This window comes from Streptomyces mauvecolor, from assembly GCF_039532965.1.
Lineage (GTDB): Bacteria > Actinomycetota > Actinomycetes > Streptomycetales > Streptomycetaceae > Streptomyces > Streptomyces violascens.
Window position 1 is genome coordinate 276,196 of the sequence record NZ_BAAASQ010000009.1, and the last position, 16,959, is coordinate 293,154.

The window sequence follows — 16,959 nt, forward strand, 5'->3', positions numbered from 1 at the left end:
GATACGGAACATGCGGAGTGTGCCGGGGTTGACGCGCCAGGCTGGGTTCCCGGGACTGCGGTGGCGACTCCGGGCGTCGGTGCTGCGACGCAGGCCGTCGAGTGCGCGTCGGTCCGGCAGTCGGCGCCGCCGGTCGTGGTGCCACGGGCCGTGCCGGGGCAGGGGCGGGCTCTGGCGGCGCTCGGGGTGTGGCGGACCTGACGGGGCCTGCTCCGCGCGCATGGACCGGCTCACGGGAGTGTGCCGTCTCCGCCTCGCGTGCGGTGCTCTGCGCTGTCGGTAGACCTCGCATTTCTAGCGACGCGTCCCACCTGTCCGCGCTGCGGAACAGGGGGGCGCGGGAGAGCCACGCGATGAACACCTTTCCCATGACGCCACCGCCTGCTGCGCCGGCGCAGCTGCTGTCCGCGCCGTCCCTGCCCGCCCGGACCCCCGCGGGGCTGGTGGGTGACACACCGAGCCTGTGGATCGGCGAGCCTTTCACGTCCGTCGGCCGGGGCTTCTGGGCCAAGCTCGAAGGCCACAATCCGGGCGGGATCAAAGACCGTACGGCGCTGTACATGGTCGCCCGTGCCCGCGAGCGCGGTGAACTGCTGCCGGGAGCACGGATCGTGGAGTCCACCTCCGGCACCCTCGGGCTCGGCCTGGCCCTGGCCGGGGTCGCCTTCGGGCATCCGGTCACGGTGGTCACCGACCCCGGCATGGAGCCGTTGATGACCGGTCTGCTCACCGCCCATGGCACGGACATCCAGGTCGTGGCGGAGCCGCATCCGGTCGGTGGCTGGCAGCAGGCCCGCCGGACACGGGTCGAGGAACTGCTCACGCTCCATCAGGACGCCTGGTGCCCGGACCAGTACAACAACCCCGACAACGTGGCCGCCTACGCGCCGCTGGCCCACGAACTCGTCGCCCAGCTCGGGCGGATCGACACGCTGGTGGTCAGCGTGGGCACCGGCGGACACTCGGCCGGGATCGGTGCCGTGCTGCGCGGTTTCTTCCCCTCGCTGCGGATCGTCGGGGTCGACACCTGCGGCTCGACCATCTTCGGCCAGCCCGCGGGGCCCCGGCTCATGCGGGGGCTGGGCAGCAGCATCTACCCGCGCAACGTCGACTACGAGCTGTTCGACGAGGTGCACTGGGTCGCTGCCGGTGAGGCGGTCTGGGCCGCCCGGGCGCTGGCTCGTTGCCGGTACGCGAGCGGGGGATGGAGTGTGGGCGCGGTCGCCCTGGTGGCCCGCCACATCGCCGCTGTGTCCCCGGCGGAGGAGAAGACCGCCGCGGTGTTTCCCGACGGCCCGCAGCGCTACATCGGCACCGTCTTCGACGACGTCTGGTGCCGTCAGCACGACCTGCTCGGCTGCGTACCCGCCGAGGTGCCCGACGAGATCGGCCATCCCCAGGAGCGCACCGTGTCCCGGTGGACGAAGTGCGCGACCGTGCTGGACCCGGCCCCGGCGGCTTCAAGCCGGCCCGAGCCGGGCAGCCTCGGCCTGACGGGAGTCGCCCGGTGAAAACCCTGTGGGCCGCCACCCGCTCATTCCCGCCCGCCGTCCGGCTGTTGATGGCCAATCAGTTCGCCATCAACCTCGCCTTCTACATGCTGATGCCCTACCTCGCCGCTCACCTCTCCGGCGATCTGGGCCTGGCAGCCTGGGCGGTCGGCCTGGTGCTGGGCGTACGCAATCTCTCCCAGCAGGGCATGTTCCTCATCGGCGGCACGATCGCCGACCGCTACGGCTACAAGGCGCCCATCCTGGCCGGATGCCTGCTGCGTACCGGCGGGTTCGCCCTGCTGGGCTGGGTGAACAGCCTGCCCGCGCTGATCGTCGCCTCGGCGGCTACCGGCTTCGCCGGTGCGCTGTTCAACCCGGCCGTCCGCGCCTACCTGGCCGCCGGCGCCGGGGAACGCAGGGTAGAGGCCTTCGCCACGTTCAACGTCTACTACCAGGGCGGGATGCTGCTCGGTCCGCTGGTCGGACTGGCCCTGCTGGCCGTCGACTTCCGGCTCGTGTGCACGGTGGCGGCCGCGATCTTCGCCGGGCTGACGGTGCTGCAGTGGCGGGCCCTGCCGGCCAGGGGCGGCACCGCGGACGCGGGGGAGAGCGGCCCGTCCGGGGTACTGGCCCAGTGGCGCACGGTGGTGGCCAACCGTCCGTTCCTGCTGTTCTCCTGCGCCATGATCGGCTCCTACGTCCTTACTTTCCAGCTCTACCTGGCCCTGCCGCTCGCCGCGGGCGACGGGTTCGGGGCGGCCGGGACGAAGGCCACCAGCGTGCTCTTCGTCGTCTCGGCCGCCGTCGCGGTCCTCGGGCAGTTGCGGCTGACGGGCTGGGCCCGCGAACGCTGGAGCCCCCAGCAGGCACTGGTACGCGGCCTCGTAGTGATGGGAGCGGCCTTCGTTCCGCCGGCCGTGATCTCCGGCGCAGGCGGGCGCACGGCACAGCCCGTGCTGCTGACCGCGCTGATCGTGACGGTGGTCGGCCTGGCCGCCGCCGGCGCGGTGGTCTACCCCTTCGAGATGGACACCGTGGTCTCCCTGTCGGGGAACCGCCTGGTCGCCACGCACTACGGCCTGTACAACACCGTCTCCGGCCTGGGGATCACGCTGGGCAATCTGGCCACGGGCGCCCTGTGGGACGCGGCCCAGCGCCATGACGCACGCTGGCTGGCATGGAGCGCGCTGGCCGCCACCGGCATGGCCTGCGCCGGTGCGGTGTTCGCGCTCGCCCGCACCGGGCGCCTCGTCGGTCCTGACGCGCAGCCGGTGCCGGTCTGAGCGGCTGCGGGGCAGGGGGGAGGTCCGTACGTGCCCGGCCCCCTCCAGGCGCAACCGCTCTCGCTTCTCCTCACAGCCCCGGGGCCCACGGACGGAGTCGGCCTCGTGTCCGGAGGGCAGTGGGATGCGGCGGCCGATGCGGTCGGCAGGCGTGGCGATCTCGGGTCGGAGGCAACTGACGCACAGACCTCACCCGGCGGCCCGAGCACCGTGGTGGAGACCACCGCGCCTGAGGTGAACACCGATGCCGTCTCTATGCTGACGGCATGATCGATGTGCCGATTTCAGCGCTGGAAGTCGCGGTGGTCGAGTCAGGGACCCGCGGCGTGGAGACCCTGCGCGACACCGCTGCCTTCGCTCGCAGCCTCGAACTGCTGGGGTACCACCGGATCTGGTACGCGGAGCACCACCATTCGCCCGCGATCGGCGCGTTCCCGCCCGTGGTGCTGATCGCTCATGCGGCGGCCTCGACCTCGGCCATCCGGCTGGGGTCGGGCGGAGTGCTGGCGCCCAACCACGCGCCCATCACGCTGGCGGAGCAGTTCGGAACACTGGCGGCGTTGCACCCGGACCGCATCGACCTGGGTATCGGCCGCGGCCCCGGCACCTTCGACGAGGCGACCGCGCGGGAACTGCGCCGTGGAGCCGGACCGGCGACGGACGCGCAGTACCAGGACGACGTCGCTGCGATCCTGTCCTTCCTGGTCGACGAAGTGGCACTCGGCCCGCTGCCGGAGCCGTGGCTGCTGTGCTCCAGTACCGCAGGTGCCGCCCTCGCCGCGCGACTCGGCCTGCCGATCGCCGTCGCCCACCACATCCAGCCCGACAACACCTTCACAGTGCTGGAGCGCTACCGCGCGTCGTTCGTCCCGTCCCGCTGGTGCGAGCGGCCCCGCGTTGTGGTGTGCGTGGAGACGATATGCGCGGAAACAGAGGAGGAAGCGGCGTGGCGAGCCGGGCCCATGGACGTCGTCAAGGCCGGGCTGCTCAAAGGCCTGAGCGAGATTCCCTTCCCCACCCCCGCGGATGCCGCCACTCATCCGTTCACGGCGGAGGAGCGCCAGGCGCTTGCCGGTTTCCGCGCACAGCAGGCGTGCGGGACGCCCGAGGCCGTCGTACGCCGACTCGCGCAACTGGCCACCGAGACCGGAGCAGACGAACTCATGCTGACCACACCTGTCTACGACCTCGACGCCCGCGTGCGCTCCTACGGCCTCATCAAGAAGCACTGCGAGACCACGAAAGCACCGTGACGACCGCGCCAAACCGTCCGTCCCGCCCCGCGCGCCGCATCGAGGAGGGCAGGACCGGACGCGAGCTCGTCCACTGCCTCAAGCGCCAGGCGGCCCCGAGATGTCTTCCACCTGCTCGGACGGCTACGGCCAGGACCCCGCTCACAGGGGCCGGCGTGACTGATGAGAGGGTCGGGCAGGTGAGCGAGACACCGAAGAACACCCTGCAATACCGCTCTGACGGGCCAGAAGACGCTCCCGTACTGGTTCTGGGCCCCTCACTGGGTACCACATGGCACATGTGGGACCGCCAGATACCCGAGCTGGCAGGCAGCTGGCGGGTCGTCCGGTTCGATCTGCCGGGCCACGGCGGCGCCCCCGCCCAGCCGGCCCACTCCATAGCCGAGCTCGGCGACCGGCTGATCGCCACCCTCGACGGCCTCGGCGTCCAGCGCTTCGGCTACGCGGGCTGTTCCGTCGGCGGGGCGATCGGCGCCGATCTGGCGCTGCGCCACCCGCACCGCGTCGCCTCGCTGGCCCTGGTCGCGGCCTCTCCCCGGTTCGGCACCGCCGACGAGTTCCGCCAGCGCGGTGTGATCGTCCGCGCCAACGGCATGGACCCGATGGCCCGCTCCGCGCCCGAGCGCTGGTTCACCCCCGCCTACGCCGCCGCCCAGCCCGCGATCGTGGAGTGGGCCGTACAGATGGTCCGCACCACCGACCCGGCCTGCTACATCGCGGCCTGCGAGGCGCTCGCCGCCTTCGACATCCGCGGCGAGCTCGGCAGCATCACCGCCCCCACGCTCGCCCTGGTCGGTGCCGAGGACCGGGTGACCGGGCCCGGCGACGCGCGCACCCTGGTCGCGGGCATACCCGGCGCCGGCCTTGCCGTGGTGCCGGGTGCGTCCCATCTCGCCCCGGTCGAGCAGCCGACCGCCGTCACCGATCTCCTCGTACGCCACTTCTCCACGGCCTGGCAGGCCGCGCCCGATTCGACTACGGGGCTGACCGCGATTCCGACGCCGCCCGCCATGCCCCTGCCGGTGGCCCCGGCAGTGCCCGAGGCTCCGGCGGAGGAGGCACCCCCCGCGCCCGTCGAGCCGGCCGTGACCCCGGACGCGTACGAGCTCGGGATGAAGATCCGGCGCGAAGTCCTGGGAGATGCCCATGTGGACGCCGAGACGGCCGGCGCCGACGCCTTCGGCACGGACTTCGACGAGCTCACCACCCGCCACGCCTGGGGCGAGGTGTGGGCGCGCGGCGGCCTCGACCGGCGGACCCGGGCCGCGGTGGCCCTCGCCGCGCTCGCCACGGGCGGCCACCTGGACGACCTCGCGGCCCACACCCGCGCCGCGCTGCGCGCCGGGCTCACCCCGGACGAGATCAAGGAAGTGCTGCTCCAGACCGGCGTGTACTGCGGCGTGCCCGCGGCGAACGCCGCGTTCCGGGTCGCCGGCGCGGTCATCCGGGAGGAGACCACCCCGCGCGGATGACCTGATTCCGCGCCTGAGCGCGGTGCCGGGAGCAGGATGGGGGCCATGAACCTGAAGCTGACCAAGAAGACCCACGCCTGCGTCCAGCTGGAGAAGGACGGCCGCACCCTCGTCATCGACCCGGGTACGTTCAGCGAGAGCGACGCGGCGCTCGGTGCCGACGCGATCCTGGTCACCCACGAGCACCTCGACCACTTCAACGAGGAGCGGCTGCGGACCGGCCTCGAAGCCAACCCCGCCGCCGAGATCTGGACCCTGCGCAGTGTCGCGGAGCAGATCTCGGCGGCCTTTCCCGGCCGCGTCCACACGGTCGGCCACGGCGACGCGTTCAGCGCGGCCGGCTTCGACATCCAGGTGCACGGCGAGCTGCACGCCGTGATCCACCCGGACATCCCGCGCATCACCAACATCGGCTTCCTGGTGGACGGTTCGGTCTTCCACCCCGGCGACGCCCTCACCGTCCCCGACCACGCCGTGGACACCCTGATGCTTCCCGTGATGGCCCCCTGGAACAAGATCTCCGAGGTCATCGACTACGTGCGCGAGGTCAAGCCGCGCCGTGCCATCGACATCCACGACGCCCTGCTCACCGACCTCGCCCGGCCCATCTACGACTCGCAGATCGGCGGCCTCGGCGGCGCCGACCACGCGCGTCTGACGCCCGGGGACTCGACGCAGCTGTGAGTGTCACAGCCGGGCGGTAGGTTGGGATCCATGCGCATCGCCACCTGGAACGTCAACTCGATCACCGCCCGGCTGCCCCGCCTGCTGGCCTGGCTGGAGAGCACCGGCACGGACGTGCTGTGCATCCAGGAGACCAAGACCACCGCCGAGGGCTTCCCCGCCGCCGAGCTGCGCGAGCTCGGCTACGAGTCCGCGGTCAACGCCACCGGCCGGTGGAACGGGGTGGCCCTGGTCTCCCGCGTCGGCCTCGATGACGTCGTGCGCGGCCTGCCCGGCGGCCCCGACTACGAGGGGACCGAGGAGCCGCGCGCGATCTCCGCGACCTGCGGCGGCGTCCGCCTCTGGTCGGTCTACGTGCCCAACGGCCGCGAGGTCGAGCACGACCACTACGCGTACAAGCTGACCTGGTTCGAGGCCCTCAAGGCGGCCGTCGCCGACGACGCCGCGGGGCAGCGCCCGTTCGCGGTGCTCGGCGACTTCAACGTGGCGCCGACCGACGAGGACGTCTACGACCCGGCGGTCTTCGAGGGCCTCACCCATGTCACCCCCGCCGAGCGTGCCGCGCTCGCCGCCCTGCGCGAGGCGGGCCTGTCCGACGTGGTGCCCCGCCCGCTCAAGTACGACCGTCCCTACACGTACTGGGACTACCGCCAGCTGGCGTTCCCCAAGAACCGGGGCATGCGCATCGACCTGGTGTACGGGAACGAGCCGTTCGCCAAGGCCGTCAAGGACAGCTATGTGGACCGCGAGGAGCGCAAGGGCAAGGGCGCGTCCGACCACGCGCCGGTCGTGGTGGACCTGGAGGTCTGAGCGCCGCGGGTCATCCCGGGGTTGACGTGGCACCCCGCGTGCCTGGTAGTGCAACTGAGCCTCGAATGGGAGTCTGGATCGTATGAACTTCCTCCAGAACTGGCGAAAGCGGCACACAACGGCGCCCGGGGTGGCGGTCTACGGGGCCGTCCGGGAAGACCCGGAGGGCGTCGCGGAGCTGCTCTCGCAGTGCGAGCTGCTGCGCACCAGAGCCTGGGAGAACAAGCTCGAACTCGACGACTCCCCGACATCGTTGGAGGCCCTCGACCAGCTGCCCCCGCGCTGGCGCGAGGACCCGGAGGAGCTTCCCTGGCTCGGCAATGACGCCGGCCTGTACCTGGGCACCGTCATCGTGCGCACCGTCCCGGGTGCGAGCTGGGACGTGTGGCCCAGCGGCCAGCCGGTGGTGCGGCTCGCCTCAGGCCGCGAGATCGACGTCGTGGACGCGGGTCTCACCTGGGCCGCGACGGGCGCTCCCGAACTGTTCCAGGTGTACGCCGAGGCCTCGGAGGCCTGATCGGCGCCGCCCCGGGCGTCCCGTGGGCCGCCCCTGGGTGCCCCGTGATCCCATGCGGTCAAAATACGCTTTATGCCCTATTTATGCGTGTCGAGATGAAGTGCCCTACCGGGCTGGATAGTTTGCGCTGACCTCGACACAGCGATGAGTGGGCAGGACAGCGTATGGCCGTCGATCCGTTGATCGAGCTGCGTGACGTCAACAAGCACTACGGGACGCTGCACGTCCTCCAGAACATCAACCTCACCGTCGGGCGCGGGGAGGTGGTGGTGGTCATCGGCCCGTCCGGCTCGGGCAAATCGACGCTCTGCCGGACGATGAACCGGCTGGAGACGATCGAGTCCGGCTCGATCGCCATCGACGGACGGCCCCTCCCCGAGGAGGGCAAGGGCCTCGCCCAGCTCCGCGCCGAAGTGGGCATGGTCTTCCAGTCGTTCAACCTCTTCGCGCACAAGACCGTCCTCGCCAATGTCTCGCTGGCCCAGATCAAGGTCCGGGGCCGCAAGAAGGAGGACGCCGACAAGCGCTCCCACGAGCTCCTGGACCGGGTCGGCCTCGCCTCCCAGGCGGAGAAGCTCCCCGCCCAGCTCTCCGGCGGCCAGCAGCAGCGCGTGGCCATCGCCCGCGCCCTGGCCATGGACCCCAAGGTCATGCTCTTCGACGAGCCCACCTCCGCGCTCGACCCCGAGATGATCAACGAGGTGCTCGAAGTCATGCAGCAGCTCGCCCGCGACGGCATGACCATGGTCGTCGTCACCCACGAGATGGGCTTCGCCCGCTCCGCCGCCAACCGCGTCGTGTTCATGGCGGACGGCCGCATCATCGAGGACCGCACCCCCGACGACTTCTTCACCAACCCGCAGAGCGACCGGGCCAAGGACTTCCTCTCCAAGATCCTCAAGCACTGAGCGGGGGTGTACGCAACGATGATCGCCACACGACGCGCGCTCGCCGCCCTGTTCCTCGCCCTGGCCGTGGCCGGCTGCGGCAAGTCCGGCAGCCCGCCGGTGAAGGGCCCGAAGGCCGAACTGCTGCCGCGCTACACGGTGGCCAAGGACATCAGCCTCCCCGGGTCCCCGGTGTGGCGGCGGGCGAAGAGCCGCGGCCACCTGATCGTCGGCGCCAAGGAGGACCAGCCCTACCTCGGCGAGAAGGACCCGGCCACCGGCGTCTACACCGGCTTCGACATCGAGATCGCCAAGATGATGTCCGCGTCCCTCGGCTTCGACCCGAAGACCATCGAGTTCAAGACGATCGCCTCGGCGAACCGCGAAACCGCCCTGCAGAACGGCCAGATCGACTACTACGTCGGCACCTACACCATCAACGCCAACCGCAAGAAGCTCGTCGGCTTCGCGGGCCCGTACTACATGGCCGGTCAGGGCCTCCTGGTCCGCAAGGACGAGGAAAACCTCACCGCGCCCCAGGACTTCGACGGCAAGCGGGTCTGCTCCGCCGCCGGATCGACCCCGTACCAGCGGATGCAGAAGGACTACCCGAAGGTCGACATGGTCGCCTACGACACGTACTCCGTGTGCGTGGACAACCTGCTCACCTTCCAGGTCGCCGCGGTCACCACCGACGACACCATCCTGAGCGGCTACGCGGCCAAGGTGCCCGACGAACTCAAGGTCGTCGGCAAGCCGTTCTCGAAGGAGCCGTACGGCGTGGGCGTGCCCAAGAGCGACAACACGCTGCGGTTCGCGCTCGACGACGCCATCGAGGCCCACGAGAAGAACGGCGACTGGAAGAAGGCGTACGCCGCGACGCTCGGCCTGTCCGGGCGCCCCGCCGCCCCCGCCCCGCCCATCGACCGCTACCCGGCGAGCTGAGGCCGCAATGGACGTACTCACCAAGAACTTCTCGCTGTACGGCAAGGGCTTCCTCGGCACCGTCGAACTCACCGTCTACGCCTCGGTCCTGGCGCTCGCGCTCGGCTTCGTCATGGCGTCCTGCCGGGTCTCGCCGGTCGGCTCGTTCCGGGTGCTCGGCACGGTGTGGGTGACCGTGCTGCGCAACACCCCGCTGACGCTGCTGTTCTTCGCCGTGCTGCTCGGCCTGCCGCGCTTCGGACTTGTGCTGCCCTTCCAGCTCTTCGCGGTGATCGCGCTCGGCTGCTACACCTCGTCCTTCATCTGCGAGGCGCTGCGCTCCGGCATCAACACCGTGCCCAAGGGGCAGGGCGAGGCGGCCAGAAGCCTCGGGATGACCTTCGGGCAGACCCTGTCCACGGTGGTGCTTCCGCAGGCATTCCGGTCCGTGATCCCGCCGATCGGCTCCACCTTGATCGCACTCGCGAAGAACTCCGCGATCGCCGGGGCATTCAGCGTCACCGAACTCCTCGGCACGTACAAGACGTTGAGCGAGCTCGGCTACAACATCATCTGGACCTTCGTCTGGATCGCGATCGGCTACCTGATCATCACCCTCTTCATCAGCGCCGTCTTCAACATCCTCGAAAAGCGCTGGGGAGTCGCCCGATGACCGCGCAACTGGCCAAGGAATCCACCGCTCTCTACGACTTCCCGGGACCCAGGACCCAGCAGCGGCACCTGGTCTACGGGATCATTTCGACGGCCCTGATCCTCGCCCTGGTCGGCTGGGTCGTCTATCTCCTCTTCGACACCAACCAGTTCACCTCCGCGAAGTGGTCGCCGTTCGAGTACAAGGGCATCCAGGAGCTGCTGCTCCGCGGGCTCGGCAACACGCTGCGGGCCTTCGCGTTCGCCTCGGTGTTCTCCATCGCGCTCGGCGCGGTCCTCGCCACCGGACGGCTCTCCGACCACCGGCCGCTGCGCTGGCTCGCGACCCTGCTCGTCGAGTTCTTCCGCGCGATGCCGGTCCTCGTGATGATCTTCTTCATCTTCGTGGCACTGAAGGTGCAGCCGCTGCCCGCCCTGGTGGCCGGGCTCACGCTCTACAACGGCTCGGTGCTCGCCGAGGTCTTCAGAACCGGCGTCAACTCCGTGGAACGCGGCCAGAAGGAGGCGGCATTCTCACTCGGCATGCGCAAGACGCAGGTCATGACGTACGTGCTGGTCCCGCAGGGGATCCGGGCGATGCTGCCGACCATCATCAGCCAGCTGGTGGTCGCCCTGAAGGACACCTCGCTCGGCTACCTGATCACCTATGAGGAGTTCCTGCACGCGGGGAAACTCATCGCATCGAATCTCGACTACGATTTGCCGTTCATCCCCGTGGTGATGGTGATCTCGCCGATCTACATCGGGATGTGCATGCTGCTCTCCTGGTTCGCCACCTGGATGGCCAGGAGACAGAAGCGCAATCCCAAGACGGAGGCCGTGGACGTCGCACCGGCTGAACCAGGGACGCTGCTGGCGAGGGGGGTCCCCCCTGGACATTAAGTCCTTGGGGGAGCAGTAGCTGAGGGGCAAGAGCCCGCCCGGCAGCAGCCGGTGATCACTTCTCGCGGAGAGGGACCGTCAGACTGGACGGGTCTGACGCGGGCGAGGAGAAGGTCAGCTGCGCGCCGAGCGGGTTGTGCTCGATGTAGAGCGGGTCGACGGTGTCCACCACCAGTGCCAGATGATGGCCGGCCGGAACGTCGTACGACGTGGAGAACAGCTCCAGGTCGACGGGGAACGGCTTGCCGGGCGTCTGTCCGTGGAAGGTGAAGGGGGCGTTGCTGACCAGCTTGCCGAGGCCGAGCGGGCCCACGTCGTAGAGGTATGCGACGAGGGTGCCGCTCTCCTTGGTCGAGGTGAGCGTGGTGTGCAGCTTGGCGGTTCCCCGGATCCTGCGGTCCTCGCCGTACGCCGGGGACTGCCACACCGCCGCGAACGAGCGCGGAAGCAGCGGGATCGACGCCATCGGCGGCAGCTTCGCGAACTGGTCCAGGATGCTGGACAGGAAGATGATCCCGCCGTCGGCGCCCGAGTCGACGTTCGCCCAGATCTTCTGCGTGCCGTTCAGCGCCAGCTTCTCCTTGGCCGCGCCGACCGCCTGCCAGCTGGGGTAGCCCTCGTAGGAGCCGTCCGTACGTGACTTGAGCTGGACCGGCTGCTCCTTGTCGATGCCGTTGTCGGCGCCCTTGAGGTAGTGGTCGAACCAGCGGTGGGCGTCGCTCCACACGTCGTTGGGCAGCCCGAGCAGGCCGGTCGCCTCGGCGGTGGCGTGGTCGCCGGGGCGCAGTTCCAGGCGCTTGGGGCCGGTGAGCTTCGAGAAGAAGTCGGCGTACTGGTTGGGCGGGAAGAGGCTGTCGCCCCAGGCGTTGCCCAGCATGAGGGCGGCGCCGTTCTTGTTGATCTGGTCCAGATAGGTCGCGGGGGAGCGCTTGTGGCCCCAGTCGATCATGTCCTGTTCCTTGGACAGGTCGGAGCCGAGGAACTCCTTGAGGATCTGGTTCAGTTCGGCGCTCGGACGGCCGGTGACCTGGCCCGCGGCGCCCAGCAGGGCGGCGGCCTGAAGGTGCTGGGTGCGGCCGCCGTAGATGGACTGGATGAGGTCGGCCCAGCCACTCATCGCCACAACTGCCTTGATCCGCTTGTCGTGTCCGGCCGCGAGCAGGCTGATGCCCGCGCCGTACGAGACGCCGGCCATGCCGATCCGCGCGGGGTCGGAGGGGGTGTGGGCGAGCGCCCAGTCGATCACCGAGGAGGCGTCGGCGACGTCCGGCGGGCCCGCCACCTCGATGTTTCCGCCCGAGAGCCAGAAACCCCGCGAGGTGTAACTGACCACCGTGTAACCCGCGTCGGCGAGCTTCTGGGCCTGGGCGAGGTACTCGATCTGCGGCATGCCCCAGCTGGTGGGGAAGACGATCAGCGGGTACCTGTCGCCGTCCTTGGCCCCGGCCGGCGTGAACACATTGCCCTTGAGGGTGATCCCGCCGGAGCCGGGGATGTCGTAGAACTTCAGGCTGCTGCCACTGCTCGCCGAGGCGGTGGCCGCGGCTCTCGCGGGCGCCGCCTCGGCCGCGGGGGCGAGGCCGAAGGCGGCCCCGGCGAACAGGGCCGCGGCGGTGAGAGCCGCGGCCGTGGCCTTGGACGGCCGGCCGGACAGGTGGTGGGGGGCCATGAATCGCTCCTCGCTCGCGCCGGTGCAAAGTGACCCGACGGTAACCGCGAGGGCTTACCTGGGGTAACTGGTCGGTAAGTTACGCGAGGGTAACGATTATTGGACGGGGTGTCAGTTGCCGGTGGTGCCTGTGTTGCCCGTGAGCGCGCTCTTGGCCTTCCAGGCGTCGTACGACAGATTCCACTCGCCGTAGCCGTTGTTGAGGGCCTGGGTGCCCTTCGCGTCGTCGCCGGTGATCTCGAACGGGTCGCCCACCTGGACGGAGTCGTACACGAACTTGGCGTCGGCGTCGCTCATGCCGATGCAGCCCGAGCTCTTGTTGGCGGAGCCGAAGTAGCCGGAGTTCCACGGCGCGGCGTGCGCGTACATGCCCGACCAGGTCAGCCGCATCGAGTAGTCGACCATCTTGTTGTACGAGCTGCCGAGGCCGACCGTCTCCGAGTTCATGTTGATCGTCCCCTCCTTCGCCATGAGGACGGTCTTGCCGCGCCAGGACGCCTTGTCGCCGCCGGGGGTGCCGGCCGACATCGCGATGTCCTTCACCAACTGGCCGTCGCGGAAGAGCTTGAGGCGGTGGTTGTCGAGGTCGACCTTGATGAGCTGGTTCTTGCCGACGGTGAAGCCGGTCTTGTAGTCCTTGGTGAACCAGCCGCCCGAGGGGCCCGAGTCCACGCCGTTCAGGTTGGCCTCCAGGGTCACCTTCGTGCCGGGCTTCCAGTAGTCCTTGGGGCGCCAGTCGATGCGGGACTTGCCGGAGTAGTCCTCCATCCACCCCCAGGAACCCTCGGTGTTGTCGGAGGTCGTCACCTTCAGCTGCTTCTCCACCGCGGCCTTGTTCTTCACCGGGTGGTCGAACACGATCGAGAGCGGCTGGCCGATGCCGACCGTGGAGTCCTTGCCGGGCGCCAGGCTCAGCTTGTTCTCCTTCTCGGGGGCCGCGGTCGCGAAGTCGGCCTTCGCGGATCCGCCCTTGTCGTCCTTGGCCTCGATCGCGTACGACGCGCCGGGCGCGGCGACGCGGTCCGAGGTCCAGGTCTTGCCGTCGGCGGATATCTTCCCGTCGAGCTTGCCGCCCTTGGCGTCGGTGACCGTGACGCTCTGGAGCCTGCCATCGGCGAGCGTCACCTTCACCGGCTCGCCGGCCTTCGCCTGCTTGCCCGTCAGATTCACCGAAATCTCGGTCTTCTTGTCGGACTTGAGATCGGACTTCGCGTCACCGGACGAGGAATTGCCGCCGCCGCAGGCGGTCAGTGCCGCGGCGAGCAACGCCGTTCCGGTTATGGCGGCCAGGCGGACCGGTCGGCGAGGCAGGGTGTGACGGCGTATGCGGCTCAACTGGAAAACCTCCGTTGTAAATGCTTTTCCGTAGGTGAGAGTCACCAGCTGGACTTTAGGTTGCAGCGCGTGCCGGGAAACTCTCCATTCGTTGTGTGACGAGGACCGCAGCACCATGGTCATGGTCCCGTCACATTCGTAGTGCGGGGCGGTCACGGACCGCTGTGAGCATCCTGTGCATCCCCGACGGGCCGACGGCGGGGCGCACTTGGGAGGCCACAGACGTGTCCGCACTGCTGGTGACCGGTGACCGCGACCAGGACGCCGGGGTCCGCGGTCTCACCGCCGCCGAGTACCGCGCCTTTCTCGCGGGACGCGCCGACGTCAGCTTTCTGCAATGTCCCTCGTGGGCCGAGGTGAAGGACCAATGGTTCTCGGAAAGGGTCGGATGGTCCCTTGACAACGGTGAATTGGCCGGGGCTGCCCAGATCCTCTACCGGCAATTCCCCGGCACCCGGAAATACTTCGCCTACCTTCCGGAAGGCCCGGTGGCCGACTGGGCCGACCCGGAAATGGACCGCTGGCTTCAGCCGTTGCTGCGCCACCTGCGCCGGGCGGGCGCCTTCGCGGTACGGATCGGGCCCACGCCCGCCTACCGCCGCTGGGACGCCGCCCGCCTGAAGGCGTCCACCGGAGCCGGCCGCAGGATCGGCGACGTCCTGGCCACCGAGGTCGACCCGCTCGGCTCCGCCGTCGCGGAACGCCTGCGGACCCGCGGCTGGAAGCGGTGCGGAGGGGACGACGACGGCGACGCGGACGCCCAGCCCCGCCACGTCTTCCGGCTGCCCCTGGCCGGCCGCAGCACCGACGAGCTGTGGGCCGGGCTCAACCAGGAGTGGCGGCGCAACGTCCGCACCGCCGACCGGGCCGGGGTGCAGGTCGTCGCCGGGGGAGCGCGGGACCTCCCCGAGTTCTACCGGCTGCTGAGGATCACCGAGGAGCGCGACGGATTCCGGCTCGGCCGTTCGCTCGCGTACTACGAGCAGCAGTACGCGGCCCTGAACGCCGAACAGCCCGGCCGGATGCGGCTCTGCCTCGCCGTCCACCAGGGCGAGGTGCTCGCCGCGCACACCATGATCACGGTGGGCCGGCGGGTGTGGTACCAGACCGGTGCCTCCGCGGACCACCGCCGCGAGGTCCGCCCCAGCAACGCGCTCCAGTGGCAGATGATCCAGGACGCCCAAGCGCTGGGCGCCGAGGTGTACGACATGCGCGGGGTACCCTCCACTCTTGACCCGCGGGACCGGCCCTTCGGCCTCCTGCGCTGGAAACTCGGCACCGGAGGACAGGTCGTCGAGACGCTGGGGGAGTGGGAGACATCCATGGGCGGGACCACCAACAACGCGCTGTACCGCGCCTTCCAGGCGTACCTGGCCCGCCGATGACCGCGCCCGCCACGCAGCCCGCGGACAAGAGCGCCGAGAGCGCCGAGAGCGCCGAGCGTGCCGAGAGCTCCGGCCTGCTGCGCAGCAGCGCGCTGATGGCGGCGGGCTCGATCGTCTCGCGCGCGACCGGCTTCGTACGCTCCGCGGTGATCGCGGCAGCGCTCGGCGTCGGGCTGCTCGGCGACGGCTACGCGGTCGCCAACAACGTCCCCAACATCCTCTACATGCTCCTCATCGGCGGCACCCTCAACGCGGTCTTCGTGCCGGAGCTGGTGCGCGCCGCCAAGGAGCACGCCGACGGGGGCGCGGCCTACACCGACCGGCTGATGACCGCCTGCACCACCGCGCTGGTCGCTCTCACGGCACTCGCGGTGTTCGCCGCGCCGTGGATCGTCGGCGCGTACACCGACTACACCGGTGCCCAGGCCGACCTCACGATCGCGCTCGCCCGCTACTGCCTGCCGCAGATCCTCTTCTACGGCCTGTTCACCCTGTTCGGCCAGGTCCTCAACGCGCGCGGCCGGTTCGGCGCCATGATGTGGACGCCGGTGCTCAACAACCTTGTCGTCATCGGGGTGTTCGGGCTCTACCTCGCCCTGGCCGCGTCCGGCGGGGGCACGCTCAGCGCGGGCGACGCCCGGCTGCTCGGCTGGGGCACCACCGCCGGCATCGCCGTGCAGGCCCTCGCCCTCGTCCCCTCGCTGCGCTCGGCCGGGTTCCGCTGGCGGCCCCGGTTCGACTGGCGCGGCAGCGGGCTCGGCCGGCCGCTGAAGTCGGCGGGCTGGGCGGTGCTGCTCGTCGTCTCCAACCAGCTCGCGTACTGGGTGGTGACCCGGCTCGCCACCATCGCGGGGGCCCAGGCCGTGGCAGAGGGCGTCGGCGGAGCGGGATACACCGCGTACACCAACGCGTATGTGCTCTGGATGGTGCCGCACGGCATCGTCACCGTGTCCCTGATCACCGCGCTGATGCCGCGGATGAGCCGGGCCTCGGCGGACGGCGACCTCGCGGCGGTGCGCGCGGACCTCTCGTACGGGCTGCGGACATGTGCCGCGGTGATCGTCCCCGCGGCCTGCGCGCTGTTCGCGCTCGCGCCCTGGATCCTCGGCTCGGTCTACGAGTACGGCAGGACGGGCGCCGGCGACATCACGGTGATGGCGGGCATGCTCATGGCGTTCGCGCCGGGCCTGATCGCGCTGTCGGGGCAGTACGTCCTGTCCCGCGGCTTCTACGCGCTCGGCGACACCCGCACCCCGTTCCTGCTCAACCTCGTCATCGCCGGGGTGAACGCGGGCCTCACCGTCGTCGCCTATGTGGTGCTGCCCGCGCGCTGGGCGGTGACCGGCATCGCCGGGGCCTACACCGCGGCCCTCTTCGCGGGGCTCGCGGTCACCGCGTACTCCCTGAACCGCAAGCTCGGTGGCGGCCCGCTGCTCCGCTCCCCGGCGCTGCTGGCGCACCTGCGGCTGCTCCTGGGGTGTGTGCCCGCGGCCGCGCTCGGCTACGCGGCGGCCCGCGCGGCCGACCCGCTCGGCAGTGTCGCGGCGGCCGGCGCCGGAGCCGTCACGCTCGCCCTCGCCCTCGCCGTGCTGGCCCGGCCGCTCGGCCTCACCGACATCAACGCCGTGATCGCCAAGGTCCGCGGCGGCCGCCGCCGAACCCGGTGACGGGACAAAAGAGACGGTTGGGATAC

The 16,959-nt window shown here is 70.2% G+C and carries 15 protein-coding genes; 13 read left to right on the plus strand and 2 right to left on the minus strand.

Going from position 1 to position 16,959, the window contains the following annotated elements:
• The first annotated feature begins 353 nt into the window (after window positions 1-353).
• The 11 genes from ABD346_RS13740 (at window position 354) to ABD346_RS13790 (ending at window position 10,877) form a co-directional block, all read left to right on the plus strand.
• Window positions 354-1,511, plus strand: a complete 1,158-nt coding sequence (locus tag ABD346_RS13740) for a PLP-dependent cysteine synthase family protein (protein ID WP_344374835.1) — start codon at window positions 354-356, stop codon at window positions 1,509-1,511.
• Window positions 1,508-2,776: an MFS transporter gene (locus tag ABD346_RS13745; protein ID WP_344374837.1), complete on the plus strand. Its 1,269-nt coding sequence runs from the start codon at window positions 1,508-1,510 to the stop codon at window positions 2,774-2,776. Before ABD346_RS13740 ends, ABD346_RS13745 begins: the two co-directional genes overlap by 4 nt.
• Window positions 2,777-3,042: 266 nt before the next feature.
• Entirely contained in the window at window positions 3,043-4,029 is a 987-nt protein-coding gene (locus tag ABD346_RS13750; RefSeq protein WP_344374839.1) for an MsnO8 family LLM class oxidoreductase, read from the plus strand.
• Between the two features lie 179 nt (window positions 4,030-4,208).
• Complete coding sequence (pcaDC, locus tag ABD346_RS13755) at window positions 4,209-5,501, plus strand: bifunctional 3-oxoadipate enol-lactonase/4-carboxymuconolactone decarboxylase PcaDC (protein ID WP_344375140.1); 1,293 nt, start codon at window positions 4,209-4,211, stop codon at window positions 5,499-5,501.
• 36 nt (window positions 5,502-5,537) lie between these two features.
• A complete protein-coding gene (locus ABD346_RS13760) occupies window positions 5,538-6,185 on the plus strand; it encodes an MBL fold metallo-hydrolase (RefSeq protein WP_344374840.1) in 648 nt (215 codons plus the stop codon).
• A 30-nt stretch (window positions 6,186-6,215) separates the two neighbouring features.
• Entirely contained in the window at window positions 6,216-6,995 is a 780-nt protein-coding gene (locus tag ABD346_RS13765; RefSeq protein WP_344374842.1) for an exodeoxyribonuclease III, read from the plus strand.
• A gap of 82 nt (window positions 6,996-7,077) precedes the next feature.
• Window positions 7,078-7,512, plus strand: a complete 435-nt coding sequence (locus ABD346_RS13770; protein WP_189963532.1) for a DUF6278 family protein — start codon at window positions 7,078-7,080, stop codon at window positions 7,510-7,512.
• Between the two features lie 164 nt (window positions 7,513-7,676).
• The gene (locus ABD346_RS13775) at window positions 7,677-8,420 is read left to right on the plus strand and encodes an amino acid ABC transporter ATP-binding protein (RefSeq protein ID WP_344374845.1); all 744 of its coding nucleotides are present in this window, start codon (window positions 7,677-7,679) and stop codon (window positions 8,418-8,420) included.
• Between the two features lie 18 nt (window positions 8,421-8,438).
• A complete protein-coding gene (locus ABD346_RS13780; protein WP_344374847.1) occupies window positions 8,439-9,344 on the plus strand; it encodes a glutamate ABC transporter substrate-binding protein in 906 nt (301 codons plus the stop codon).
• 7 nt (window positions 9,345-9,351) lie between these two features.
• Complete coding sequence (locus tag ABD346_RS13785; RefSeq protein ID WP_344374848.1) at window positions 9,352-9,996, plus strand: amino acid ABC transporter permease; 645 nt, start codon at window positions 9,352-9,354, stop codon at window positions 9,994-9,996.
• Window positions 9,993-10,877, plus strand: coding sequence for an amino acid ABC transporter permease (locus ABD346_RS13790; RefSeq protein WP_344374849.1), 885 nt, complete (start codon window positions 9,993-9,995; stop codon window positions 10,875-10,877). The genes ABD346_RS13785 and ABD346_RS13790 overlap by 4 nt, the downstream gene beginning before the upstream one ends.
• 55 nt (window positions 10,878-10,932) lie before the next feature.
• On the opposite strand, the gene ABD346_RS13795 is transcribed toward ABD346_RS13790, so the two are convergent.
• Entirely contained in the window at window positions 10,933-12,546 is a 1,614-nt protein-coding gene (locus ABD346_RS13795) for a CocE/NonD family hydrolase (protein WP_344374851.1), read from the minus strand.
• A gap of 111 nt (window positions 12,547-12,657) precedes the next feature.
• Entirely contained in the window at window positions 12,658-13,881 is a 1,224-nt protein-coding gene (locus ABD346_RS13800) for a L,D-transpeptidase (RefSeq protein ID WP_381229956.1), read from the minus strand.
• 224 nt (window positions 13,882-14,105) lie between these two features.
• On the opposite strand from ABD346_RS13800, the gene ABD346_RS13805 reads away from it, so the two are divergent.
• Together ABD346_RS13805 and murJ are read left to right on the plus strand one after the other, a co-directional pair.
• Window positions 14,106-15,266, plus strand: a complete 1,161-nt coding sequence (locus ABD346_RS13805) for a lipid II:glycine glycyltransferase FemX (protein ID WP_344374852.1) — start codon at window positions 14,106-14,108, stop codon at window positions 15,264-15,266.
• Window positions 15,263-16,933: a murein biosynthesis integral membrane protein MurJ gene (gene murJ, locus ABD346_RS13810; RefSeq protein WP_344374853.1), complete on the plus strand. Its 1,671-nt coding sequence runs from the start codon at window positions 15,263-15,265 to the stop codon at window positions 16,931-16,933. The genes ABD346_RS13805 and murJ overlap by 4 nt, the downstream gene beginning before the upstream one ends.
• Window positions 16,934-16,959: the final 26 nt, after the last annotated feature.